The sequence below is a fragment of the Pseudovibrio sp. Ad13 genome (assembly GCF_001623225.1).
Classification (GTDB): domain Bacteria; phylum Pseudomonadota; class Alphaproteobacteria; order Rhizobiales; family Stappiaceae; genus Pseudovibrio.
In genome coordinates this window covers 677,964-703,101 of sequence record NZ_LMCC01000002.1, presented here as the reverse complement: position 1 = coordinate 703,101, position 25,138 = coordinate 677,964, and the positions used below count along the sequence as shown (strand labels likewise).

Below are 25,138 nucleotides of genomic sequence, written 5' to 3'. Positions count from 1 at the left end.
GCCTCAAAACCAATGGATTAGACGGTTTGAATTCTCTAGTAGACGGTGAACAGCACCAGTCCTCTACCACCAAAGGACCTTTGGATGGCCTTGTGGTGCTTGACCTTTCGCGCATTCTGGCAGGCCCAACCTGCACCCAGTTGCTGGGTGATATGGGCGCTGAAATCATCAAGATTGAACACCCAACACGCGGGGATGACACCCGCAAATGGGGGCCTCCCTTCCTGAAAGGCAAAGGCGGCGCGGATACTGGCGAAAGCGCGTATTATCTCAGCTCCAACCGCAACAAACATTCTCTCGGCATCGACATGCGTTCTGAAGAAGGCGTGGAGATGCTCAAAGAGCTGGCGGCGACCGCTGACATCGTTATCGAAAACTTCAAGGTTGGTGACCTTGCCCGCAAGGGCCTCGGTTATGACGACCTGCGTGCGAAGAATGATCGGCTGATCTACTGCTCCATTACCGGTTTTGGCCAAACTGGCCCTTACTCACATAGAGCGGGCTATGATGCGCTGATTCAGGCCATGGGCGGGATCATGAGCATCACGGGCCTTCCTGAGGAGGAAGGCGGCAGCCCAACCAAGATCGGTGTCGGCATCGCTGATGTGATGTGCGGGATGTATGCCTGCAACGCTATTCTGGCAGCTTTGCACCACCGCGAGAAAAGCGGTGAAGGTCAGCACATCGACATCTCCTTGCTGGATTGTCAGGTGGCATGGCTGATCAACCAAGGCCTTTCCTATCTGACCGACGGTAACATCCCAAAACGGCTTGGCAATGCGCACCCAACCATCGTCCCTTATGAGACCTTCCCGGCCTCTGACAAGGACTTCATGGTGGCTGTTGGCAACGATGCGCAGTACCAGCGTTTCTGTGAGATTCTGGGGTGTCCTGAATTGAACACTGATCCTCGCTTTGCAACCAACGCTGACCGCGTCCGCAATCGTGCTGAACTGGTGCCTTTGCTGCGTCAGTTCACAATCAAACAAGGTGCCCAGCATTGGACGGATGAGCTAGAGGCTGTTGGCGTTCCGTGTGGTCCGGTGAATGATCTGGCTGGCGTGTTCAGCGATCCGCAAATTCTACATCGTGGTATGAAGATTTCTCTGCCACACAAACAGTCTGATGATGGTCAGGTGAGCTTGATTGGTAACCCGATCAATTACAGCAAGACGCCTGTTACATACCGGAAGGCACCGCCGACCCTTGGCGAGGACAGCATTGAAGTGCTGACCAAGTATCTACAAAAAACCAAAGAAGAAATTGACGATCTCGCTGCTCGCGGTGTCGTGTCACTGGGAGATTCATAATTATGCGCGGCGCTGATCTTATTGCTCAAAAACTGCATCAGGCTGGCAGTCAGTATGCCTTCGGGATTCCGGGCGGCGAAGTGCTGGCCCTTATGGATGCTCTGAACCTTGCTGGTTTGAAATTCAATCTGGTGAAGCACGAGAATGCTGGTGGCTTTATGGCTGAAGGCGCATGGCATGGCCTTGCACGCCAAGGCACAGATGCTCCTGTTGTTTTGCTGGCAACACTTGGGCCGGGTGTGACCAACGCCGTCAACGTGATTGCCAATGCCTTTCAGGATCGCGTTCCGCTGATCTTCCTGACAGGCTGCGTAGATACTGCTGAGGCTGAGACCTACACTCACCAGGTGATGGACCATCAGCAACTGCTGCGTCCTATTGTGAAAGCCAGCTTCAAAGCAGCTCCGGGTGCGCTGAATGCCATGATGGATAAGGCGATTTCCATTGCCATGTCTGGTCAACCGGGACCCGTGCACATTGATGTGCCGATCTCCGTTGCCGAAGGTGAAAGCGACGAAACACAGAAAACACCGAACTATGGTGTTCGTGCTGCGCAGCTGCCATTTGGTGATGTGCTGGAGCAAGCCCGTGATTTGCTGGGCTCTGCTCAGCGCCCAATCGCAATTGCTGGTGTTGATGCCGTCAACGTGGATGCAGGCAATGAGATTGAGGCGTTCTGTGAGGCCTATCAGATTCCGCTGATCACCAGCTACAAGGGCAAAGGGCTCATTCCTGAAGGTCATAAGCTTTCGCTTGGTGGAGCAGGTTTGTCGCCCAAAGCTGACAAGAACCTGATGCCTTTGCTGGCTGATGCGGACCTTGTTGTGCTGATCGGCTATGACCCCATTGAAATGCGCGTGAACTGGCGTAATCCGTGGAGTGAAGAGACATCAGTTATTGAGCTGACGCCTGTGTTGCGCAGCCATGGCATGCACCATGTGAGCCATACACTGGAAGGCGATGTGAAGCCGACCCTGATGGCTCTGACACCAGAAGATGAGGCCGGTATTGTTCCTGAAGAGAGCGATTGGCTTCGTGATCGTATTGCGCCCGCCAAGGAAAAGCTGAAGGCCGACTTTACTGCGGAAGAAAGTGGCTGGGGCCCGGCCACTGTGTTCCACGGCCTGCGGGAAGCCTTGCCGGATACCACTGTTGCAACTGCGGACAGTGGTGCGCACCGCATTCTGGTAAGCCAGATTTGGGAGAGTCACTCGCCGCGCACCATGCTGCAGAGTTCTGCCCTTTGTACGATGGCATGCGCCTTGCCGCTTGGCATCGGGCATAAGATGGCAAAACCGGAAGATCCGGTTGTTGTGTTTGTAGGTGATGCCGGTCTGGAGATGGGTCTTGGTGATCTGGCGGTTCTACGAGATATGCAGGTGCCGTTTATTGTCTGTGTGCTGGTCGACGAGAGCTTGTCTCTGATTGAGCTGAAGCAGCGTGCGAACCAGAACCCTAATCTGGGCGTGGACTTCTCTGCAACCAACTTCCCTGCACTTGCTGACGCTTATGGCGGGCATGGTGTTTGGGTGGATGATGCTGAGAGCCTGAAGAAAGAAGCGAAGGCAGCGCTGGAGCGCGATACCTTCACTGTTCTTGCTTGCCGCATTGACCGCAGAGCCTACGACGGTAAGCTGTAGAACCATTCGCATTTTCGAGTGTGTCGCGGGAAAGGTGACACACTCTTTTTTTATTTCTAAAGAGTGCCTCAGGTGTTGCCTGTGGCACGGTCCGCAATGCGCTGGAAGATCACATCCAGTTCCTCGCTTAGCGAGACCAGATCCTCAGAAGCTGTAGCTCGGTAAGGCTGGAAGACAAAACTTGGCGTCTTCCATGACAGCGTCGCAGTGCCATCCGGACTTTCCGTCAGATAGAAGCGAACTGGCGCCTCAATACCTGCCTGCACACTTGCTGCAAGCATGCGTCTGGCGAAGTCGTTACGAAAAACCCCAATCACATAGTTGCCAGGGATTTCGAAGCCGTTTGCTTTAGCACCCCGAGAGGCACTTGCCATGCTGACGAGCAGCATGTCTTCTTCGCGAATGGCTTTTTTCAGGGAGTCCAGTAGCTCATCAATCGCCATGGTGGTTTCGATAACCCGCCAGCCATTGCGCGGCAGCACCTTGCCCTGCTGCGCCTGCTCTGTGGTGATTTGGGCCTGGGATGGCTGAAAAGCGGCCATAACGAACATCAATGTTCCAACAAAGCCGAGCATCCCCGTAAGGAGTTTCATGGTTCAATCCTTTTCGTAATGAAATGAGTTTAAAAGCGGGAGTTGAACAGGCTGTTGTTCAAGCTCCCTTGATTTTAATTGGCCAAGTTTTAGTCGTATCCGGCAACTGGCTTCTATTTTGCGGTAACAGGTGCAGGATCCATTCCGATCAAATGACGGACACGGGTTCCAACCATGGACCCGGCAAAGGCGAAGACGAGCCACAACCAGCCATGTATAGAGCCGGAGGTTATGCCCCCGAGATACGCTCCGATGTTGCATCCGTAAGCAAGGCGCGCGCCGTAGCCGAGCAAGAGGCCTCCGATCACTGCAGTTCCAGCATCTCTGAGATTAATTTTTTTCACCGGATTGAACTTTCCGGCCAGCCCAGCTGCAATCAGAGCCCCGAGCACAATGCCGAAGTTCATGACGGATGTGGAATCAGCAAAGACAGATCTTTTGATCGCCCCAACCTGCCATTGCCAGTAAGGCCAGGTCTCTACCGGGATACCAATGGCATAGAAAAACTTTGCGCCCCAGAGTGCGAAGCCGGATGTCACGCCCCATGGGCGCTGCAACACAATGAACGTAAGAACGCAAACCAACGCCAACATCAACGCACCCAGAACATAGCCCCATTGGCCCTGAAAAAAACCGGTGGTTTTGCGGGATTTTTCTAGTTCACCCCATTGTTTTTTCTCGATAAACACCGAGAATATCGCAAAGGCGACAAGTGGCACAATGGTGATCAGTAGCGCAGGGACGACCCCATAGCCACGCACAAGCGAAAATGCCGGTAATCTTGGAAGAGAATTCCAGAATGAAAGATGCGCTGTTGCAATTACGCTGCCCAAAATGAAGAAGGCAAGGGTGATCACCATGCGTGATGAACCGCCTCCGACAGTGAACAATGTGCCTGATCCACACCCTCCGCCGAGCTGCATTCCGATGCCAAAAATGAAGGCTCCGACAGCTGCTCCAACACCGAATGGAAACACAAAGCCACCGGTGCGTATACCGATGTCTGGCCCGTATTGGAGGAGTGGGAAACTTATTAGACAAACCAATGAGATAAGCAGGAATTGAGCACGAAGGCCCTGCCCTCTTCGCTGGGTGACAATACGGCGCCACGCTGCCGTAAATCCGAAGCTCGTATGGTACAACGCAACGCCTGCCAGAGCACCAATCAAAGCACCGCCAAAAACACGCCAGCCGTTGTTCTGGAGTCCCAATAGAGCAACACCGGCCAACGCGACCAGCGCTCCGATGACGATCACAGATTGCGGTGATTGAATCTGTTGATCGATTTTTGTTTGTTGATAGCTACTCGTATTTGCCATGAATTCGCCACGTACTTAGTCTCAATTGGAGTAAGGACATTACACAGTGGGGACTAACTAGAAAATCAAGAAGCAGTGAACACTATTTCATCCGACAAACAGAAGATTATCACAAGGTAATAAATACTGGTATAATGGAACTTAATATCTAAAATCTTACTTATTATCACTATTAATAATAGTAGGTTTTTACAAGTAAGCTTCTATTTGACGCATATTTTTTCTTAGTGAATAGAATAGTGTTTTCTATTTCTTCATGAGGTTGAACTATATTTTCTACATAAACAAAGCTTGCTGATATTAAACACCATTTTGTGTGTTGAACGTCATCGCCAGTTTTGAAAGGGTTCTGATCAACAGATTTCCTGGCAGACCTGTGTCGTTAGTAATGTAAACCCAATGGCTTATCTCATAAGCGATTGCACATTGCACGAAATACCGGTCGCCTCAACCACGGGTCGCATCCATGCGCATTGATGACCAGTTCGAATACACGGTAACACTCTCCGATAAGAGTGCATTAACACACTGGAACAACACTATTCTTGCGTTTTTGGCACATAGTGCTGCAACGCCGGAGCATCTTGCGAAAACACTGGAGGCCGATCCAGACTTCGCTCTGGCTCAAGCCGCGCGTGGCCTGTTCTGCCTACTGCTTGGCAGACGCGAAATGACAGCAACTGCTTTTGAAGCTTATGCAATTGCTGATAAATGCCGCAGAGATACACAGATTACAGACCGTGAAGACGCTGTTGTTGAGGCTTTGAATGACTGGCTTCAGGGTACGCCGACCAAGTCTGCTGATCGCCTTGACGAACTGCTTCTTAAATACCCACGCGATGCATTCCTTCTGAAACTCGTCCACGCTATTCGCTTCGTTCTTGGCCAGCCGTCCCGCATGCGCTCCTCGATTGAAGGTGTGATCTCATCTTACGAAGACGACCATATCGCAAAAGGTTATGTACACGGTTGTTACTCCTTTGCGCTGGAAGAGACTGGTGATTTTGACCGGGCTGAACGGATCGGCAAAGAAGCCGTTGCATTTCAACATGATGATGCCTGGGGCCTGCATGCAGTTGCCCACGTGCTGGACATGACTGGCCAGACCGAAGAAGGTATCAAATGGCTTGATGATCAGCCAAAGGCTTGGGAACACTGCAACAACTTTGGCTATCATGTTTGGTGGCACCTTGCGCTGCTGCACCTTGATCGTGGCAATGTTGAGCGTGTTTTCGAGCTTTATGACCAAAAGTTCCGTAAAGATCACACAGACGATTATCGCGATATTTCCAACGCAGCTTCCATGCTGGTTCGCCTTGAGCTTGAGGGCATCAAGGTTGGTAACCGCTGGGAAGAGCTGGCGAGCATCAGCGAAAAGCGTGTCGACGATTCCTGTAATGTTTTCGCAGACTTGCACTACATGCTTGCTCTGCTGGGAGACAACCGTCGTCAGTCCTCTGACCGCCTGTTGACTCGAATGCGCACATTTGGCGAACAAGACACCAACGAGATGGGTCTCGTAACGAAGACAGCAGGTTCTCCAACAGCATCTGGCTTGATGCAGTTCAAGAACGGCAATTACTTCAGCGCTTACCACCACCTCGCAGAAGCACGTCCGCTGCTGCGTACCGTTGGTGGCAGCCACGCTCAGCGCGATGTATTTGAACGCCTCACCATTGAAGCCGCTTTGCGCGCTGGCCTTTGCCAGGAAGCAAAACGGATGATTGATGAGCGCACACGCTTGAGAGGCGGATCAGACACCTATGGTGAAACCCGCATGGCTCAAGCAACCCGCATGACGGAAGCCACCGACCTCATGCAAAGTGAACACCTACGATTCCGTATGGGATAAATGGAGGTGCAGCTTCGGGGGATTTCGGAGCTGCATTTCATCATCTATAGTTTTTAGTTTCAGAGACATCGTGAACCAGCACAGTATACCGCCGACCCCTATGAAAACGGCCAGCCGACCAAGAGATCCACGCCTCGATTTTTTTCGAGGGATCGCAATGTTCATCATCTTCATAGCCCACCTTCCTGCAAACGGGTGGGCTCTTTGGATTCCGGCGCGTTTCGGGTTCTCCGATGCAACCGAGATATTTGTGTTTTGCTCTGGCATGGCCTCCGCAATTGCCTTCGGGCGCGTCTTTGAACTGCATGGCCTGGTCATGGGCAGCGCGCGTGTTCTTTATCGCGTCTGGCAAGTTTATTGGGCCCATATCTGCCTGTTCCTCGCCGTTGCGGGCATGCTTGCCTTCCTGCAAATCAACGGCTGGACCAGCGACGACTATGTCGGGAAGCTGAACCTTTGGCACTTCTTCGAGGATCCGATCTTCCAGCTGCCAGGTTTGCTGACCCTTACCTATGTGCCGAACTACTTCGATATTCTGCCGATGTATCTGGTGATCCTTGCGATGTTGCCGGTGATCATGATTGCTTACTACAAGGCCGGACGAGGCACAGTTGCAGCAATCATCATTGCATTTTGGCTGATCGCAACCTTCCGATTGGTGGACTTCCCTGCTGAGCCATGGTCCGATCGCCGTTGGTTCTTCAATCCGTTTGCATGGCAGTTGCTGTTCTTTACCGGATTTGCCTTCATCAAAGGCTGGATTCCGGCTCCTCCAGTCAAGAAACGTCTATTGTTCCTGAGCGCCTCGATTATTATTCTTACGATTCCGTTTGCTTACTTCCGCATTCTCAATGAGGTGCCTGAGCTCCGCAGAATTGCAAATGATATCAGCGGCCTCACCGTAAAATCCGAGATGGGCCTCCTGCGCTACATCCACTTCCTTGCCCTTGCTTACGTGGCATGGGTGGCTGTTGGAGAAGGCGGGCAACGGCTGCTCATGGGCGGTTTTGGTGGCAAAGTTGTCCGGATCATCAAGAAGGTAGGCCAACAGTCTCTCGCTGTTTTCCTTGCGAGCCTCATTCTTGCGCAAGGCATTGCAATCTTCCGGGATGAGCTCGGTTTGAAAGGCACGGTCACAGGTGGAATCATGGCAAACTTGCTTGGTTTTGCAGGCTTAATTGCCGTCGCCTATACCGTGGCATGGTTTAAGGGTGAGCCATGGAGAAAGCCAAAGGAAAAGCCAGCTTCCTAAAGCAGTTCGCATTTAAGTTGAAACACCTGAACTGCTTTAGTCTTTGTTTTTGCGTATCTTTATCCGAAAATCGGCTTCCACTTTTCGGAGATACGCTGTAGCTTTGCCAGTTCAATAGAAATCCAGAAATCAGAAAGCCGGTTGCGTGCCATTTACGCAACCGGCTTTTTCCTGGAAACCTGACGGCTCTCACCACTTTCAGCTTATTCTTTTATCGCGTGGCCGCAGCTCGGTTTGCCTTGGCAAGTTCCAACTCTACACGGCGCTGCTCTTTATTGAGGCCTTGCAGTTCAAGCGGTGTTTTCTTTTCTTCAGGCAACACCCAAAGCCCGGAGTGTTTAAAGTACATACCGAGCGCTGGTTTTGAGGTGATCATTGCAAACGGTATTGTTAGCAATGGTCCAAGGATTACCGGAAGCAGAAGCCACGTATCTGCAAAGGTATAATCCATCATCCAAATCACACCGCAAAGGCCGAAAAGAGTTTGGGGCCAGAACTTCTTCACTGCCAAAATGAACGGAATACCATGGGGTTGTCTTTCCTGCCCTCCCCATTGCGTTTTTCGTCCTGCGAACAGTTGTGCAATAAAGATGCTGTGCGCAATTGCCATGACTGGTGCTAGCAACATGGAATAGACCAGCTCGAAGAATGCGCTGACAAACACCGAGAAAGAGCCGCCATAATCCCGGCGTTCGTTCCGAACCGTCAGGACATGGGCAAGCGTCGCAAGTTTGGGTGCAAAGACCATACTCATGATGGCCACAATCAGGATCGTGCCGTAAAACGGATCGAATGTTATCGTCTCGGGCGCGGAAACAGATGCGGTTAAAATCGCCATTGCGATAAAAACGAGCCATGCCGGAGAACCAGCAAACATGAGGATTGCAAGGCCAAGTTGGATTCGTCCCAACAGCTTAAACCCGGGCTCTCTGAGCAACTTAAAGTACTGGAGGTTTCCGTGACACCAGCGCAGATCTCTGCGGATAAACTCGATTAAATGAGGCGGGTTTTCTTCATAACTACCACCCTCTACCGGCCATACGCGCACCTCATAGCCCGCGTCTGCCATCATCGCAGCTTCAACCTGATCATGACTGAGGATCGGGCCGCTCAATGCGTCATTTCCTGGCAGAGGCTCCAGCATGCAGAACTGCGTGAAGGGCTTTACACGAAAAATCGCATTGTGTCCCCAATACGGACCTGACGAGCCTTGCCACCACGCTGCGCCAAGTGTGTAGGAGCGCATTCCCAAGCGCATGCCCCACTGGAAAACACGGGTGAAGAACGAGTTGGTTGAAAGTCCCAGAACAAGTGTTTGCAAAATACCCAGACGCGGATTTGCATTCATTTTGCTTACAAGGTGGCATAGGGATTCTGCTGAGAGGAAGCTATCAGCATCCAGCGTGATCGCATATTCATGCCGTGTCCCCCAGTTGCGGCAGAAATCTTCGACATTTCCTGCTTTGAAGCCGGTATTCTTTTCACGTCTACGATAAAGCACTTCAATCCGATTTTGCCATCGTGCCCGCAGTAGGGAGAACTCCCGCATTTCTTGCCGGATATGCTCAGGATCATTGCTGTCACTCAGGATATAGAGAGAGAAGCCGTTGAGTTTTTCCAGACGATCCAGATCTTGAAGCATCGCTTCCAGCTTGGCAGCCACTTCAGGCGAGTCTTCGTTTCGCACGCAGGAAAGCAATGCGGTTTGCTTGTTCTGTAAGGGCTTTTTTAGGTCAAGTGTACCCAGAGGCGTGCCAGCATACACCTGTGCAGTAGAGTTTGAAGAAAATCTCATGAGCATCAAGCCAATGACAGCATGCCAGAAGCCGATAACGAGCCATGGTAAGGTTACCAGAAATGCGAGAAGCATCACGACTTTTGAAAGGGCAAAGCCGTTGAGGAACAGTGTGAGTGACATGATGGTGGTCAACACTGCTAAAGAGGTTAGAACGAGCCCTCCAAAGATCAGTCTGCGCCTGAATAAGCGCTTATTTTCCTGATGCTTGTCGATGATGTTGGTGGAGAGCAGCTGGTCAACAAGACTAGTGCGGGCGTTCTCTTCAGGAACCCGTGATTGTTTTGTCATGTCCTACCCAAATTATTATTGTTTTTAGAGGCACCTACATTTCTGCTAGTTTCCTTTGTTCACGTTTCCCTAGAGTATATTTGTGAAAACTTAGCGATCCGGGGAGCGCGTTTCTTGTCTGAGTTAGCCAGAGCGCTTTGGTACACTGCGCCTCAAACCATTGAAATAAGAGAGGAAAAACTCTCTAAATCATCTGGTAACCGTGTTTACTTAAAAACTCATGCTTCCGCGATCAGCCGAGGTACGGAGGCCATTGTCTATCGTGGCGATGTGCCAGTGAGCGAGCGGGAACGAATGATAGCTCCGTTTCAGGAAGGGACCTTTCCGTTTCCTGTTAAATACGGCTACGCAAACGTTTCTGAAGTGATTGAAACAAAAGATAATTTAAAAGCGGGTCAGCGCGTTTTTTCTCTTTTTCCGCACCAAAGCAACTTTCTGCTCCCCGCAGATGCGCTCTATCTTATCCCTTCTGATTTACCGAGCACCCGCGCTACTTTGGCAGCAAACATGGAAACAGCGCTGAACATCATGTGGGATGCAGCTATTCTGCCATGCTCTAATGTTGCCGTGGTTGGTGCTGGCACTGTTGGCTCGCTGGTTGGCTATCTTTGCGCTCGCATCACAGGTGCGAACGTGACTATGATTGACGTCAACCCGAAGCGGCAGGACATTGCAGACGAGTTTTCCTGCGCATTTTCCTTGCCGGAAGTTGCTCCCGAAAATCAAGATGTTGTCGTGCATTGCAGCGCCTCTGAAGCTGGCTTGAACACTGCGATCCGAATTGCAGGGAGAGAAGCCAGAATTGTGGAGGCGTCCTGGTATGGCTCGCGCCCTTCCGGTCTTGTTCTTGGCGGGAGTTTTCACAGTCAGCGCCTTAGTCTTATCTCGTCTCAAGTCGGTCAGGTTGCTCCCATCATGAGGCCACGCTGGACGCACCGCAGGCGAATGGAGGCGGCAATCTCTCTTCTGAAAGATGACGTACTCGATACTTTGCTCGCGCCTCCCATCGAATTTGAAAAAGCGCCGAAGGATTTGAAAGACGTTCTTTCAGGCAAGAAAGATACTTTATGTCAACCCATTGTTTACACTTAATTTTATGAGGATTTTGAGATGTATTCAGTCGAAATCAGCAATCACATTATGATCGCGCACAGCCTGAAAGGAGAGGTGTTTGGTCCTGCCTCTCAGCTTCATGGCCTTACTGCACACGTCCACGTCGCTATATTTGCAGAGGAACTGGATGAGAACGGGATTGTCATAGACATTGGCAATGCACTTGATGTGCTGGCAGAAATTCTGCATCCGTTCAACTACAAGAATCTTGATGACCTTCCTCAGTTCAAGGGGCGGAACACCACGGTCGATTTTCTCTGTAGCTACATTTACCAGCGCGTGTGCGATGCTGCTTATCTACATAAACTGGGCCGCGAACCGAGCGAACTTAGCAAGGTGCGCGTTTCAATTTCCGAGAACCCTAATGCGCGTGCGTCTTATGAGGCGCCGTTGACTGCATCCGAGGCTCATGAGTAACTTACATCCTTCTTTAGGCCAGACAGCAGAAGCACCTGCCAGATCTTGCTATTTTGTCTTTCCGGGTGATCTGAACACGCCCACAGGTGGTTATCGATATGATCGTGAGATTATTCGGGGGCTGCAGAAACACGGCTGGAATGTCTCACTCATTAGCCTTGAAGGCACCTATCCGGTCCCATCTGATGCCGACAAAAAGTTGGCACTTGAAGTCATTGAAGAGATAGAGCCCTCAGCTTTGATCATCGTGGATGGTTTGGTGCTTGGGGCTTCGTCTGATCTGGCGCAGAGTATCGCTGAGCGTTCCAATCTCATTGCGCTGGTTCATCACCCACTGTTTCTGGAAAGTGGGATTGCCCCTGAGCTGGCAAAGGTGCTCCGCGCGGCTGAGACGAAAGCACTCACGTTTGCAAAGCATGTGATTGTGACCAGTCCTTCGACACAAAAGACGCTTGTCTCTCAAATGGGCGTTCCAGCAGAAAAGATCAGTATTGTTCTGCCCGGTATTGATCGGCCAACTGGCTCGGAGAGCGCTGCAACCTCGAACGATACTCTGGCAGCCTCAAAGTTGCTTTGTGTTGGGTCGTTGGTACCGCGAAAAGGGCAATTGCATTTAGTTGAAGCGCTGGGGCAATTGAAGCAATTGGACTGGCATCTGGATCTCATTGGAGAAACGCGGTTTGATCCAGAATATGCGAGCCAAGTGCGATCTCAAATCAAAAAGCATGACCTCACAGAGCGTATTCGCGTTCATGGAGGCATTCCCAAAGCTGAACTAACGGGTTTCTATCAATCAGCTGACCTCTTTGTGCTCCCAACATACTATGAGGGATACGGGATGGCTTTTGCGGAGGCTATGAGTTTTGGGCTCCCGATTATTGCAAGTGGTGAAGGCGCTGTTGCATCGACGGTTCCGCCTACAGCTGGCTTTCATGTTGGTGCAGGCGATCCTCTAACTCTGGGCAAAGCCATCGAAACACTTCTTCAAAACAAAGAGTTACGCTCTCAACTTTCAACTGGGGCCCTTGCTGCTGCTCGTGCATTGCCAGATTGGAATGACAGCGCAAAGGCCTTTGCTTGCACACTGGAGGCTCACAGGTGAGTGGATTTTCCTCTGAATGGCTCTCATTACGTCGTAAAGCAGACCGGCGTGCGCGCAACAAAGACGTCATGAAAAAATTTTGTAGCTGGTTGGTCGAGCATGCCCCCAAGGGTGGCCCACTCCGGCTCATAGATGTGGGCGCTGGAACCGGTTCCTTTCTGCAGGATTTGGCCGAACATATTGAGTCAAACAGAGAGCAAGTGTGGTTACTGATCGATAACGACCCTGAACTTCTCAAAGTTGCAAAACGCATCTCTCCTCCCTTGCCTCATACCAGAACGAAAACAGATGTTTGCGAACTGACTGATGCCGGGTCACTGGATATTCTGGAAGGGCATCATGGGGTTGTTACCTCGGCCTTTCTGGATCTTGTGAGTGCAAATTGGCTAGATAGCTTTGTTGCACGTATGCGTCAGCTAAAACTCCCGTTTCTTGCAGGACTTTCGTACAACGGTATCCTACTAAGCAAACCACACCACCCGACAGATCGGCTTATTCAGCGGGCATTCAATCAGCATCAAGCAACGGACAAAGGGTTTGGGTCTGCATTAGGGCCGCTTGGTGGGTTTCATGCTCGTGAGCGATTGCTTAAGGCGGGGTATACCTGCTTTACCGGACGCTCTGACTGGGTGTGCGCACCTGAAGACGATGCTTTGCAGCTGGAGCTGATTAAGGGGTGGGCCCAAGCGGCACGCGAAGTTGGGGTATCAGATACAATCGTGGATGACTGGTTGGAATTTCGTTTAGCGGCACTTGGCAAAGGCAAATCACAACTGCAGGTCGGACATGTTGATATTGTTGGCCTTCCGCCTCAATGAAGCTATGAAGATCTTAGCTTCCAGTACTCAGAATTAGAGGCCTATGTTCTTCAAGATCAATGCTTGTGTGAGCATGAAGAGGCGCGGGCAACGGATTTCCTGTTTGTTGTAGAGCTCTCTTAGCTCCTCGAATGACAGCTCGACAACTTCAATATCTTCGTCTTCGTCCAGATCGCGCCCTTCAATATTCAGGTCGCCGGATGTGTACTCGGTGAGGAAGAAATGCGCCCGCTCTGCAAGACGAGCAGGGTTGATGAAGACATTCGCGACCTTGGTGAGATTGGTGAGTTGGCACCCAAGCTCTTCCTGAGCTTCGCGTATACATGCTTCTTCTATGGACAGATCGCTGATCTCGATTCCGCCAGCGCATGCCTCCAGGATAATCTCTTCCTCCATAATGTAGGGCGCGACTCGGAGTTGCTTAACGAGCAGGACTGTTTTCGCTTGAGGGTCATAAGCCAGCACAGCAATTGAATCGCCGTAGACCCATACCGGATCTGTCGTGATGTGCTCGCGTCCATCCTCGTGAACAACACGCACTTCAACTTCCTCAATCCGCCCTTTAGCTTCCAAAAGGGTGGTGCGTCTGATGAGCTCTGGCATGCGTGTGTCCTTATTCGGAAATTCACGCAAGTTTATACGAGTACTTGTTGGCGAAAGGAAATTCTTTTCAACTCCTTGGGAGAGTTAATTGCTCAGGCTCAGATCTGCCAGCATATCAACACCCAACGGATGCCAAGTGACATCGGGGCGGATAGCCTGTGCGAGGTAATCAATCGCAGGTAACTGAAGACCTCTTGGCCCTGATCCGATGATTAGTGGGGCGATCATCAAGTGAAGACGATCGATCATTTTCAGCTCGATAAAGCGAGACAGCGTCCAAGCACCACCTTCAACGAGGATGCATCGAAATTCTCGCAGTGCATGCCGGATTTCAGCACAGGACAGACGGCCTTTTGCATTCGGCTGTAGCTGAAAGCATTCCACTCCATCAGGATAACGTGCATGGGCATCTGTTCGCGTAATCACAATGCGGCGAGCATTTGTATCCTGCAGGAGTGTACTGTCGCGAGGCATACGGCCATAAGGGTCGATGACAATGCGTGCCGGGTGACGTCCACTGACATGCCTGACAGTGAGCTGAGGGTTGTCCGCAACCGCAGTTCCCACTCCCACCACGACAGCATCACAAAGTGCTCGGAGCCGGTGAAGATGGATCAATGCTTCAGAACAACTCACATAATTGGAGTCTCCGGTGACCGTTGCAATACGGCCATCAACTGACTGTCCAAGCTGACCAATAACAAATTGCTTTTGCGCCATGCAAAGGGGTGCAAACACACTACCATAGCCTTGTAGGTCTGGTGCACGCCTCTCCACTGATGCTGCTAAGACCTCCTGCCATTCATCAGGAGACAAATATCCCGAGGACTGTTCTAGTGGCTTTTCGCAGGTCAACTGAGAATTATTCGGATGATCTTGCAGATGTATTGGTGTTGTGTGGCCCCTGTCCATCAAGCCCCCTTGTTTTACCGAGTTCACAGCTCACCTCACCTAAGGTTAGCCTAGTGGTAACGAACCTTGATTAATCTGTCGATCAGGAGATTGCAGGGGCTCTTCAGGAACCTCTGGGATTATCAGGAGAATAGAGCATGGCCTATAAAGTTGCCGGATATTCAGCCATGGCGAAGACGTATCACTGGATCGTCGCCATTCTGGTCTTAATCATGGTTCCAATGGGACTGGTGATGACAGATCTGGGGCCTGGAGCCCTTCAGAATACGCTCTACTTCTATCACAAGAGCATCGGAATCCTGCTCTTCCTGCTCGTGGTTTTGCGCCTTCTTCAGCATTGGATTACGCCTGCTCCACCGCCGCCAGCCTCTCTTTCACCAGCTCTGCGGATCGTCTCACGTTCAGTACACGGGTTGCTCTATCTCGTGCTGATCGTAAATCCGATATTAGGCTGGGTGGGCCTCTCCCTTTACGGAGCACCAATGCCATTTTTTGGCTTGTTTGATCTGCCGAGTATCGTTTCGCAAAATCGTCCAGTTTCAGAAAGCGTTCTGGATTTCCACGCAACTGTTGGTGTTGTGTTTGCATGGTTGATCACGCTGCACATTTTGGGCGCGCTCTATCACTGGCTCATCGCTAAAGATGGGATTATCGAGCGGATGACAACGGCGCCTTACCAGAAACCTAAAGATTAGCTTGGCAGTGTTGCGTATTTTTCACGCAAGCCTTTAAGGTCTTCAAGACCTCATCAATCGACGCACACAAAATACCGTCGGATCGCTTTGGGCGCTTGAGCATTGCAACTGGCATCTGTAGCTCACGAGCGGCTCTGATTTTGCCGTAGGATGCTGATCCGCCGCTGTTTTTGCTGATGAGCCAGTTTACTTGCAGCACCTTGAAAAGCTCGGATTCTTCGGACCAGCTCTCATTTGGCATTCCTTCAATGTACTCCGCGTTTTGAAGCACTTCACTCCCACTCGGGCGATTTAAGGTACGGATTACAAATGTAAGATCCGGGCGTTGTTTCAGCGGAGCAGCAATCTTGGCACTGGCAGCAAAAAAGACCTTCGCTCTGGGTGGAATTAGGTTCAATGCTGCTTCTACGTTATCTGCAGAATACCAAATATCATCATTGGTTTGCTCCCAAGCGGCTCTTTCAAACCGGAGCAACGGAATCGCGAGGCGCCTTGTTGCTTTGGCCGCATTACAGGATATTTGAGCAGCATACGGGTGGGTTGCGTCGATGACGGCAGCGATGCCCTGAGTTCGCAGGTAGTTCGAGAGGCCATCGACACCACCAAAGCCTCCGGTACGTGTCATCACCGCAAGGTCTGCTGGGTTATTGGTTACTCCAGCGAGTGAAGCAATGACTTTGAATTCGGCATTCACAGCCAGTGCAGCAATCAGCTTTCTAGCTTCTCGTGTACCTGCGAGCACAAGGATTTTGGGCTTCTCTGGCATCAAAACTGCTCCAGTTTTGCAGGCTCTTCAGCCGGGACATGACCCAATACCTTACCTTGCCGATCCACCACGATAATCTCAACGCTTACAGCAGCTCCACGAAGAATGCTTAAGGCCGCACGTTGTGCTCCCTGCGCAACGACCTCTCCCATATGAATATTTTCGGCAGCAGCTCTTTGAACAACATAAGAGACTAAATTTGCCTCTCTTGTTTCCGCGAGGAGTTCTTTCGAAGCTCCGGCATGAGCCAGCACATCTGCCAGAGCATCAAAATCGACCGCAGAGCGAGCCGAATGCAGGTCCATAGCCCCTTGAGCAAGCTTCGTCAGCTTGGCAATTCCGCCAGAGATGGTTAGTTTCCGAACAGGGTGCGCGCGCAGATACTTGAGCAGGCCACCCGCGAAGTCTCCCATATCAAGATAAGCCTGTTCGGATAAATCAGGGTAGTGGGCACGCAACACATCTTCTGAGGTTGCTCCTGTTGCAGCTGCAACGTGGGCCAAGCCAGTGGCACGCGCAACGTCTACACCACGATGAATAGATGCTATCCAGGCAGCACACGAAAATGGCCGAACAATACCTGTTGTGCCGAGGACAGAGAGGCCGCCGATTATACCAAGCCGCGGGTTCATGGTCTTTTGAGCCAGCTCTTCGCCGTTTTGGATGGATATCTCAACATCTACAGCAAGAGTTACGCCGTACTCATCTGCCACTTGTTGCAGCTCACGGGTTATCATTTGGCGAGGCACGGGATTAATGGCAGGCTCACCAACCGGGATCGGCAGCCCGGGTTTCGTGACCGTTCCAACGCCAGGACCAGCGAGAAAGCGAATTCCGGTAACCTTTGGGTTGAAGGTCACTCTGGCCTGAATAAGCGCTCCGTGGGTTACATCAGGGTCATCACCAGCATCCTTGATGATGGCAGCTGATGCAGAATTTTCAGTCAGTTTTTCGAAGGCGAGTGCGAAGGATGGCGTATCACCACGAGGCAAGGTGATGCTGATCGGATCCGGAAAATCTCCAGACAACAAAGCTGTATACGCTGCCTTTGCCGCAGCGGTTGCACAGGCGCCTGTTGTCCAGCCTGTTCTCAGTTTTTTTTGCCCAGTTTCAGCCATCCGGCGACTATACAGATTTAGCGGGATATACCAAGCAGAAGGCTTTGGACTTCCAATTGGTTTCCAACTAAATTGCTACGCAAAATCACATAAATGATGAGAACCACTTGTTTGATATCTCCCTCCCTCACTTTGAATTTCCGGTGCTTGAAGCTGGATGGGTTTGGCTTGCTGGTGCCGGCCCCGGAGACCCTGGTCTGCTGAGCCTGCATGCCTTGAATGGCTTGCGGCAAGCAGATGTTATTGTCTATGACGCATTGGTGGATGAACGCATTCTTCAATTCGCAGCTGAAGGTGCTGAAATCATTTATGCTGGCAAGCGCGGTGGCAAACCGTCCCCCAAGCAGTCCAGTATTTCGATCAAGCTGGTGGAGCTCGCAAAATCCGGCAAGCGTGTCATGCGCCTCAAAGGTGGAGATCCGTTTGTATTTGGCCGCGGTGGGGAGGAAGCTCTTGCACTGGTGGATGCTGGCGTTCCCTTCCGTATCATTCCAGGTATCACAGCTGGCGTTGGCGGGCTGGCATATGCTGGAATTCCATCTACTCACCGAGGGATTAATCAAGCAGTTACGTTCCTCACAGGTCATGACCAGAATGGGGTTGCGCCTGATGAGCTTGACTGGGATGCTCTTGCCAAAGGATCACCTGTGATCGTGATGTATATGGCGATGAAGCATATTTCTCTCATTACTCAGAAGCTTATGAGTGGTGGTCGACGTGCAGCTGAACCTGTTGCTGTCATCTGCAATGCCACACAGCAGAACCAACAAGTTCTGGAAACAACGCTTGCTTCTTGCGCTGAGGATATTGAAAGTAGCGGCCTTAAGCCACCTGCGATTGTTGTCGTTGGTGATGTGGTGAATTTGCGTGAGCAACTGAACTGGATTGAGCCAGCTCTTGCGCGTACCTCGCAAACCTCTCAATTGAAAGAAGAGCCTGCCCTATGACCATTGCGAAGGGTTTCGTTATTGCAGCACCGTCTTCCGGGTCTGGCAAAACAACGATTACATTGGCGCTGCTGCGTGCTCTTCGTGATACCGGGCTTCGTATTGCCTCCGGCAAATCGGGACCAGATTACATTGACCCGGCTTTCCATAGTGCGGCTTCCGGGCGGCCATGCCTGAACTATGACGCTTGGGCGATGTCATTGGCACAACTTTCACTCAATGCCACGGAGCAGGAAAAACACACTGACGTTGTGGTTGTTGAAGGAGCTATGGGGCTTTTTGACGGTGCTGCTGATGGTTCTGGATCTGTTGCAGAGCTTGCGGTTCATTTGGGTCTGCCGGTTATTCTGGTGGTTGATTGCAAGTCTCAGGCTCAATCGGTCGCTGCCCTTGTCCATGGGTTTCTTACATACCATCCGCACTGCCACATCAATGGCGTCATTCTCAACCGGGTCGGGTCTCCGCGTCATGAGCGCATTTTGCGGCGTGCGCTAGAGCCTTTGGATGTCATTGTCTTAGGCGCGTTTTATCGCTCAAAGAGATTAGAGTTGCTTGAGCGCCATTTAGGGCTTGTGCAAGCCAGTGAGCGTGAGGATTTGGAAGAGTTCCTAAATGCAGCTGGTGAGGTGGCTGCTGAAAGTGTGGATGTGCCAGCCTTGATGCGCCTTGCGAAAATGCTTGCTATTCCTGCCCGGGAAAACAAAGAGCTGACGGGTATTTCTCATTTACCCCCGCTTGGGCAACATATCGCAATTGCTAAGGATATTGCCTTTGCATTCAGCTATGAGCATCTGCTTAGTGACTGGCAGAAGCAAGGCGTTACACTTTCCTTCTTCTCTCCGTTGGCAAACGAAGGGCCGTCTGCTGATGCTGACGCAATCTTCCTGAGCGGCGGATATCCGGAACTTCATGCGGGGCAGTTGTCTCAAGCAGACATCTTTAAGCGCGGAATAAAATCTGCTGCAGCTGCAAACAAGCTCATTTATGGTGAGTGTGGCGGCTACATGGTACTTGGTGAAGCGCTGACAGATAAAAGTGGGCAGTCCCACGAGATGCTTGGTCTGCTGCCGATTGAAACCAGCTTTGCGAAGAGAAAGCTGCATTTAGGCTATCGGAAACTGAAAGCAACAGAGGCCGCAAGGTCTGCTGGCTTCCCTTGGATGAAGCCACTGGGTGCGCATGAGTTCCACTATTCGACGCTGACGGTTAAATCAGAAGCTCCACCGCTTTTTGATGCTCAGGATGCGGAGCATCACGATCTGGACCCTCTGGGCCACATCAATGGGCGTGTCATGGGGTCTTTCGCGCATGTGGTGGCAGAAAGAAGCGAAGAATGGTGGTCCGCTTCTTCCTAATCTGATTGGCTACGCAGTCACTTTTGCTTTCTTCTTTGGACGAAGAACGTGAACGTGGTTGGCATCATAGAGCGCACTGTCTCGAAACTCTTTCCCTGCCTTCAAGGCTGGCCCAACGAAGATAAGAGCCGTTCTTGTGATCTTTGAGGCTTTTGCTTTTTCACGAATATCAGCCAATGTGCCATGAATGAATGCCTCATCCGGCCAACCCACGCGGTAGGCGATGATCACCGGACAATCTTCACCATAGAGCGGAGCCAGCTTCCGATAGATCTCTCCCAGATTTCTGACACTGAGATGGATTGCCAATGTCGCGCCAGAGCGGCCCAGCGTTTCCAGATCCTCCCCCTCAGGCATGCCTGAGGACTTCATCGAGGTTCTGGTGACGATGATGCTCTGTGCGATTTCAGGGATCGTCAACTCGGTTTTCAAGGCCGCAGCCGCCGCAGCGAATGCAGGTACACCCGGAGTTACATCGTACTCAATGCCCAGATCATCCAATCTGCGCATCTGTTCCGCAGTGGCACCATAAATGGATGGATCGCCGGAGTGGACCCGTGCCACATCCAGATCTTTTTCGTGAGCCTTTGCAATTTCGTCGATGATTTCATCAAGGGTCATGGAAGCTGTATCCATGACCAATGCATCTTCTGGTGCGGCCTCGACAATAGCAGGCGGTACCAACGAGCCTGCGTAGAGGCAGACTTTGCATTTTTCGATGAGCTTTAGCCCGCGTACCGTAATCAGTTCGGGATCACCCGGCCCTGCTCCAATGAAATGAACCGTCACGCTGCTGTCTCCGTTTCTTTCTCTGGTGCATCGATTTTTTTGGCATAACCACGCGGTGTGTAGACAAAATGCAAGGACTGGCCGTTGCCTCCCAAGCGGGTTTGGCTACATCCCACAATGACCGTGGTTAGCATGTCGACATCATCGACTTGCAGATCCTTCAGCGTTGTGGTGGTGATGACCTCATTCTCTCGCCCGATGTTCGCACCGAGAATAACCGGCGTATTTTCAGGACGATGTTCCAGCAGCTTCTCCCGTGCCCAAGCCAATTGCGTGCGGCGGCGCTTGGAGACTGGGTTATAGAACCCAATCACGAAGTCACCGATTGCTGCACCTTCCAGGCGCTGCTGAATTGTTTCCCATGGAGTGAGAAGGTCTGACAGAGAAATGGCACAGAAGTCATGTCCCAGCGGCGCTCCGATGCGGTTGCTGAGAGCGATCATTGCGGAGATGCCCGGTGCAGATGCAACTTCAACGCGGCGAGCTGCATCGCTAACGCCACCCTTATCCTGTGCGCGGTCTAGTAGTTCGAAGACCAGGGCTCCCATGGCATAAACACCAGAGTCTCCTGAACAGACCAGCGCAACGTTGTGGCCTTGTCCAGCTCTTTCGAGTGCGAAACGGACACGCTCTTCTTCTGCTCCCAATGGGAACGCATGGCGTTGCTTGCCTCTGATCAGGGATGAGACGAGGTCGAGATAGAGGCCGTAGCCGACGACTTCATCTGCCTCTGCCAACCAACTGGAGGCTTCTGGCGTACGCCATGCCTCCTGTCCCGGCCCAATGCCGATGACATGCAGGCGACCTCTGGCTCTGCCGAGTTTCTCGTGTTTCACCGGAACCGGCGCTCTGGCAATAGCAACTGTGGCGTTTGCGGTTTTCTGCTTTTCCAGCACGAGTTCACCGGATGTACCAACACCAGCCAATGCAGAGCCTTCACTCACGCCATGGCAGCCAACCTCGGCAAAGACAACATCAGAGGGATTTTGCAGGCGATCTTTGTGTTCGTTGAGCTCACCAGCTGTGAACAGGCGGAAGGGCTTGTTGTAGCGGGCAGCGAGCTTGTTCATTGCCACTTCATCAGCCTTAAGGTCGATACTCGCGAAAGCTGCTACGGCTCCCATTGAGACGTTTGCCTGTTCCAAGCCTCTTTGGAGAAGCTCATCCAGCTCCTCAAGAGAGCACCCTCGGGAACAGCCAAGACCGACCACGTGAGTTTGAGGGTGGAACACGAGCTTTCCGCTGTGTCCATCATGAGGTCGCTCGGTTGCAACAATTTCCAGTTCGGCATCATCCGCAACAGGAAGAGTCGCCGCCTCCAACCAGTCTGCCTGACCGGAGAGCTTTACGGTGTCGCCTGCCAGCATATGTGCCATAACAGACTTGGCATCTAATGGATTGGCGAGCGTCCAACCTTCTGGTGGATCATCAAGCGCAACACCAAAGACAGTGTCGCCTGCGGTCGTGATCGCAGCATGACCTTGCAGGACCTCTGCAATTTCATGAGCTAAGGCGTTGGCACCGCGATGGCCGCCAAGCAGCGGAACGACGCTTGATCCATCTTCTGACACTGCAATGACAGGTGGTTCATTTCGCTTTTCTGCCAAGACAGGCGCGAGCGCGCGGATGAGAATTCCCGCGGCACAAATACCGATGATTGGTGTTCCTGACTGAAACAAGGACCGCAGATGATCCATCGGTTCAGAGAAGGACAGATGATAATCTACATTCGGCTTTGAACCGTTTCTTGCAAAGCCGTGAATGAGGCTTTCATCCAGTACAGTGGAGAGCTTCTGAGCGGTTTTCAGAGCGACCGGGCTGATCACAACGATTGCGGGTGCAACGTCCATGCCTCTTCTCCCTTATATACAATTATCATTGAAAAATACGGCGCAGTTTCATTTGGATAGTCAGCCAGACGGGCCACGACCATTTCCGGCAGGGTCGCCCGTTCGACGTATCCTGCTGCACCAAGTAATCCCAGTTTTTCAAGCAGAGCCTTGACGCGCGGTAGATGACGCCCGACCTTCATGATAACGAAAGCGTCGGACTGCTCAATGCGGTGTTGAAGTTGCTCATCTTCCAGCGGACCGGGAATGATTGTCAGCACTTCATTGCGCGCAGCGAGGGGCCTGCCGAGCGCAGCAGCACAGGCATTGACTGATGATACGCCCGGCACGATTTCGCAGGCAAAGTTACCGCGCAAACGCTCGTAGAGGTACATGAACGAGCCATAGAGAAATGGATCGCCCTCACACAGAACGACAACATCTTCTCCGGCTTTCAATTTCTCTGAGATCGTTTCTGCTGCCTGATCGTAGATTTCCTTCGCGGGGAACCGTTCGACCTTCATCGGCATTTCAATCGGGACTTCTGTTGTTCCCTCTTGAATATACGATGCTGCAATTTGCCGAGCAAAACTGGGCACTCCAACTGCCGCTGGGTATGCGATAGTTTTTGCAGAACAAATGAGCCGGTGAGCTTTTAGCGTTAAAAGCTCAGGATCTCCTGGTCCAAGACCAACGCCATAGAGCGTACCAGTCATGACTTTACCAAGCTCCATTGTGTTACCGGCATCAATGGACGCCAACCCGTGAGACCGCCAATGGGATCGGCTCTTGAGATTGCTATACGGCTTAGATCTCCACCGTACTTCTTCCAGCCCTCTGCCAGCACTTGCTCTCCTTCCAGAGTAACAGCATTGGCAACCAAGCGACCTCCTGATGGCAGCGCTTCAAAGCATGTTTTGAGTATACCCGCTGATGTGAGGCCACCTCCGACAAAAATCGCATTTGGCTGCGGCAAGTTATCAAGTGCCTCGGGGGCTTTGCCTTCAATCAGCTGAAGCGTAGGAGTCCCGAGAGCTGCTGCATTTCCACGAATGAACACATGCCGTTTTTCCAACGGCTCAATGGCAAGAGCCTTGGTGTCCTTTGCAGCCCGCAGCCATTCGATACCGATGGATCCACTGCCAGCGCCAATGTCCCACAGGAGCTGCCCCGGAATAGGTGCAAGCTTGGCAAGCGTAACAGCCCGTACTTCCTGTTTGGTCATTTTTCCATCATGACGGAACGCAGAATCCGGCAGACCGGGCGTGCGTGACAAGACAGGCGTGTTTGGAATTGGTTTGGCTTCAATCGCAATCGTGTTCAGCTCGGCAGCTTGATCAGAATACTCTTCAGCCTCGCGGCTTATTACTTTTTCCTGCGGGCCACCGAGATGCTCAAGTATCGTTAGGGTACTCGCGCCATACCCTTCATCAGCGAGTAGATCTGCAATCTCACCTGGGGCTGCACCATTAGACGTGAGTGCGATGATGCGGGCGCCGGGATAGAGGAAACCGCGCAGGGTATCCAGAGGGCGGCCATGCAAGCTGAGGGTTTCGACATTTTGCAGAGGCCAGCCTAAGCGGCTTGTAGCCAAAGCGAATGCTGAGAGATGCGGGATGACCTCGATTTCCTCAGCACTGAACTGACGATGAAGTGTTGCTCCGATACCAAACCATTGCGGATCACCCGTCGCCAACACCACTGTGTTTTGACCACGGTTTACCGCAAGTTCTTCAATGCCTTTAGAAAGTGGAGATGGCCATGCTTTCATCTCACAACTGATGTTGCTTGCACCATCTTGCAAAAGTTCCAGATGCCGTGCTCCACCATAGATGAGAGAGGCAGCTTTCAGCGCTGATTTGGCTGTTTCAGACAGGCCGTTAAAGCCATCCTCACCAATGCCGATGATTGTGAGCCAAGGTGCTGTTTGACTGCTCATTTTGATGTCTCCTGCACCTTTTCTTCAGGCAAGCCTGCTGCCATTGCATTGACTGCCGCAGCTGCAATTGCAGAGCCACCTCTGCGTCCCTGAAGTGTTAGAAACGGTATGCTAAGTGAACTTGTCGCCAGCGCTTGCTTGGATTCTGCGGCTCCCACGAACCCAACGGGGAAGCCGAGAATAGCTGCTGGCTTTGGGGCACCATTTGCCACTATCTCAAGAAGATGAAATAGCGCCGTTGGGGCATTGCCAATGGCGATAACAGCACCTTCCAGATGCGATCTCCAATGCTCAACAGCCGCAGCCGACCTTGTTGTGCCGAGCTGTTTTGCAAGCTCGGGCACGTCTGGCTGGTTCAAAGTGCAGATGACTTGATTGTCTGCTGGCAGGTATTTGCGGATGATACCATGTGCAACCATCTCGACATCCGTCAGCACCGGAGCACCGTTTCGCAGAGCCTCGTTTGCTTTGGCAACTACATCCTCAGAATATGCCAAATCCTGCGGTATGTCAGTCATCCCACAGGAATGGATCAGGCGGACTGCAACAGGCCTCAAGTTATCTGGCAGGCACTTTAAGTCAGCCTCTGTCCGTACGATTGAAAAGGACTGCCGATAGATTTCGGCAGGATCCTTAATGTAATCGTAGGGCGCCAGAACTTCTGGATTCACGTTCTGGCCCAT

Annotated in this window: 23 protein-coding genes; 11 read left to right on the top strand and 12 right to left on the bottom strand. The window is 51.8% G+C overall.

Features of this window, described 5'->3' with window-relative positions; all coding sequences use genetic code 11:
* Positions 1-26: 26 nt before the first annotated feature.
* Positions 27-1,310, top strand: coding sequence for a CaiB/BaiF CoA-transferase family protein (locus PsAD13_RS04115; protein WP_063286627.1), 1,284 nt, complete (start codon positions 27-29; stop codon positions 1,308-1,310).
* 2 nt (positions 1,311-1,312) lie between these two features.
* Positions 1,313-2,950 (top strand): thiamine pyrophosphate-binding protein, encoded by a 1,638-nt coding sequence (locus PsAD13_RS04110; RefSeq protein ID WP_063317330.1) that lies wholly within the window; start codon positions 1,313-1,315, stop codon positions 2,948-2,950.
* 68 nt (positions 2,951-3,018) lie between these two features.
* Here the strand turns inward: PsAD13_RS04110 and PsAD13_RS04105 are convergent, their stop codons facing one another.
* A complete protein-coding gene (locus PsAD13_RS04105; RefSeq protein WP_063317329.1) occupies positions 3,019-3,543 on the bottom strand; it encodes a DUF302 domain-containing protein in 525 nt (174 codons plus the stop codon).
* Positions 3,544-3,656: 113 nt separating this feature from the next.
* Positions 3,657-4,862: a YeeE/YedE family protein gene (locus PsAD13_RS04100; protein WP_063317328.1), complete on the bottom strand. Its 1,206-nt coding sequence runs from the start codon at positions 4,860-4,862 to the stop codon at positions 3,657-3,659.
* A gap of 466 nt (positions 4,863-5,328) precedes the next feature.
* Between PsAD13_RS04100 and PsAD13_RS04095 the strand changes: the two genes are divergently transcribed.
* Both PsAD13_RS04095 and PsAD13_RS04090 read left to right on the top strand, forming a co-directional pair.
* The gene (locus tag PsAD13_RS04095; RefSeq protein WP_063294144.1) at positions 5,329-6,714 is read left to right on the top strand and encodes a tetratricopeptide repeat protein; all 1,386 of its coding nucleotides are present in this window, start codon (positions 5,329-5,331) and stop codon (positions 6,712-6,714) included.
* 100 nt (positions 6,715-6,814) lie between these two features.
* Entirely contained in the window at positions 6,815-7,966 is a 1,152-nt protein-coding gene (locus PsAD13_RS04090) for an OpgC domain-containing protein (RefSeq protein ID WP_063317327.1), read from the top strand.
* Between the two features lie 211 nt (positions 7,967-8,177).
* Here PsAD13_RS04090 and mdoH read toward each other — a convergent pair whose 3' ends face one another.
* Positions 8,178-10,052 (bottom strand): glucans biosynthesis glucosyltransferase MdoH, encoded by a 1,875-nt coding sequence (mdoH, locus tag PsAD13_RS04085; protein WP_063317326.1) that lies wholly within the window; start codon positions 10,050-10,052, stop codon positions 8,178-8,180.
* Positions 10,053-10,166: 114 nt separating this feature from the next.
* Here mdoH and PsAD13_RS04080 point away from each other — a divergent pair, with 114 nt between their 5' ends.
* From PsAD13_RS04080 to PsAD13_RS04065, 4 genes are read left to right on the top strand one after another with little or no spacing between them, the layout of a single operon-like run.
* Positions 10,167-11,144 (top strand): zinc-binding alcohol dehydrogenase, encoded by a 978-nt coding sequence (locus tag PsAD13_RS04080; protein WP_063317325.1) that lies wholly within the window; start codon positions 10,167-10,169, stop codon positions 11,142-11,144.
* Between the two features lie 18 nt (positions 11,145-11,162).
* A complete protein-coding gene (locus tag PsAD13_RS04075) occupies positions 11,163-11,582 on the top strand; it encodes a 6-carboxytetrahydropterin synthase (protein WP_057461690.1) in 420 nt (139 codons plus the stop codon).
* Positions 11,575-12,684 carry a glycosyltransferase family 4 protein gene (locus PsAD13_RS04070; protein WP_063317324.1) on the top strand — a complete coding sequence of 370 codons (1,110 nt, stop codon included), beginning with the start codon at positions 11,575-11,577 and terminating at the stop codon, positions 12,682-12,684. The genes PsAD13_RS04075 and PsAD13_RS04070 overlap by 8 nt, the downstream gene beginning before the upstream one ends.
* Positions 12,681-13,502, top strand: coding sequence for a hypothetical protein (locus PsAD13_RS04065; protein WP_063294148.1), 822 nt, complete (start codon positions 12,681-12,683; stop codon positions 13,500-13,502). The genes PsAD13_RS04070 and PsAD13_RS04065 overlap by 4 nt, the downstream gene beginning before the upstream one ends.
* Positions 13,503-13,535: 33 nt before the next feature.
* On the opposite strand, the gene PsAD13_RS04060 is transcribed toward PsAD13_RS04065, so the two are convergent.
* Together PsAD13_RS04060 and PsAD13_RS04055 are read right to left on the bottom strand one after the other, a co-directional pair.
* The gene (locus tag PsAD13_RS04060) at positions 13,536-14,105 is read right to left on the bottom strand and encodes an NUDIX hydrolase (protein ID WP_063317323.1); all 570 of its coding nucleotides are present in this window, start codon (positions 14,103-14,105) and stop codon (positions 13,536-13,538) included.
* An 84-nt stretch (positions 14,106-14,189) separates the two neighbouring features.
* Positions 14,190-15,017: a RibD family protein gene (locus PsAD13_RS04055; RefSeq protein WP_063295004.1), complete on the bottom strand. Its 828-nt coding sequence runs from the start codon at positions 15,015-15,017 to the stop codon at positions 14,190-14,192.
* A gap of 137 nt (positions 15,018-15,154) precedes the next feature.
* Here PsAD13_RS04055 and PsAD13_RS04050 point away from each other — a divergent pair, with 137 nt between their 5' ends.
* Positions 15,155-15,712 (top strand): cytochrome b/b6 domain-containing protein, encoded by a 558-nt coding sequence (locus tag PsAD13_RS04050; protein ID WP_057461680.1) that lies wholly within the window; start codon positions 15,155-15,157, stop codon positions 15,710-15,712.
* Here the strand turns inward: PsAD13_RS04050 and PsAD13_RS04045 are convergent.
* Together PsAD13_RS04045 and PsAD13_RS04040 are read right to left on the bottom strand one after the other, a co-directional pair.
* Entirely contained in the window at positions 15,702-16,478 is a 777-nt protein-coding gene (locus tag PsAD13_RS04045) for a precorrin-6A/cobalt-precorrin-6A reductase (protein ID WP_063317322.1), read from the bottom strand. The genes PsAD13_RS04050 and PsAD13_RS04045 overlap by 11 nt on opposite strands.
* Complete coding sequence (locus PsAD13_RS04040) at positions 16,478-17,596, bottom strand: cobalt-precorrin-5B (C(1))-methyltransferase (protein WP_063317321.1); 1,119 nt, start codon at positions 17,594-17,596, stop codon at positions 16,478-16,480. Before PsAD13_RS04040 ends, PsAD13_RS04045 begins: the two co-directional genes overlap by 1 nt.
* 107 nt (positions 17,597-17,703) lie before the next feature.
* Between PsAD13_RS04040 and cobA the strand changes: the two genes are divergently transcribed.
* Complete coding sequence (gene cobA, locus PsAD13_RS04035; protein WP_063317320.1) at positions 17,704-18,543, top strand: uroporphyrinogen-III C-methyltransferase; 840 nt, start codon at positions 17,704-17,706, stop codon at positions 18,541-18,543.
* Entirely contained in the window at positions 18,540-19,898 is a 1,359-nt protein-coding gene (locus tag PsAD13_RS04030; RefSeq protein ID WP_063317319.1) for a cobyrinate a,c-diamide synthase, read from the top strand. Before cobA ends, PsAD13_RS04030 begins: the two co-directional genes overlap by 4 nt.
* 9 nt (positions 19,899-19,907) lie before the next feature.
* Here the strand turns inward: PsAD13_RS04030 and cobM are convergent, their stop codons facing one another.
* Genes cobM through PsAD13_RS04005 form a run of 5 tightly spaced genes read right to left on the bottom strand, consistent with a single transcriptional unit; the run spans position 19,908 to position 25,138 of the window.
* Complete coding sequence (gene cobM, locus PsAD13_RS04025) at positions 19,908-20,687, bottom strand: precorrin-4 C(11)-methyltransferase (protein ID WP_063317318.1); 780 nt, start codon at positions 20,685-20,687, stop codon at positions 19,908-19,910.
* Positions 20,684-22,537, bottom strand: a complete 1,854-nt coding sequence (gene cobJ, locus PsAD13_RS04020; protein WP_063317317.1) for a precorrin-3B C(17)-methyltransferase — start codon at positions 22,535-22,537, stop codon at positions 20,684-20,686. Before cobJ ends, cobM begins: the two co-directional genes overlap by 4 nt.
* Positions 22,510-23,232, bottom strand: a complete 723-nt coding sequence (cobI, locus tag PsAD13_RS04015; protein WP_208986405.1) for a precorrin-2 C(20)-methyltransferase — start codon at positions 23,230-23,232, stop codon at positions 22,510-22,512. Before cobI ends, cobJ begins: the two co-directional genes overlap by 28 nt.
* On the bottom strand, positions 23,229-24,455 hold the full coding sequence (locus PsAD13_RS04010; RefSeq protein WP_063294157.1) for a bifunctional cobalt-precorrin-7 (C(5))-methyltransferase/cobalt-precorrin-6B (C(15))-methyltransferase: 1,227 nt from the start codon (positions 24,453-24,455) through the stop codon (positions 23,229-23,231). The genes cobI and PsAD13_RS04010 overlap by 4 nt, the downstream gene beginning before the upstream one ends.
* Positions 24,452-25,138 carry a precorrin-8X methylmutase gene (locus tag PsAD13_RS04005; protein ID WP_063317315.1) on the bottom strand — a complete coding sequence of 229 codons (687 nt, stop codon included), beginning with the start codon at positions 25,136-25,138 and terminating at the stop codon, positions 24,452-24,454. The genes PsAD13_RS04010 and PsAD13_RS04005 overlap by 4 nt, the downstream gene beginning before the upstream one ends.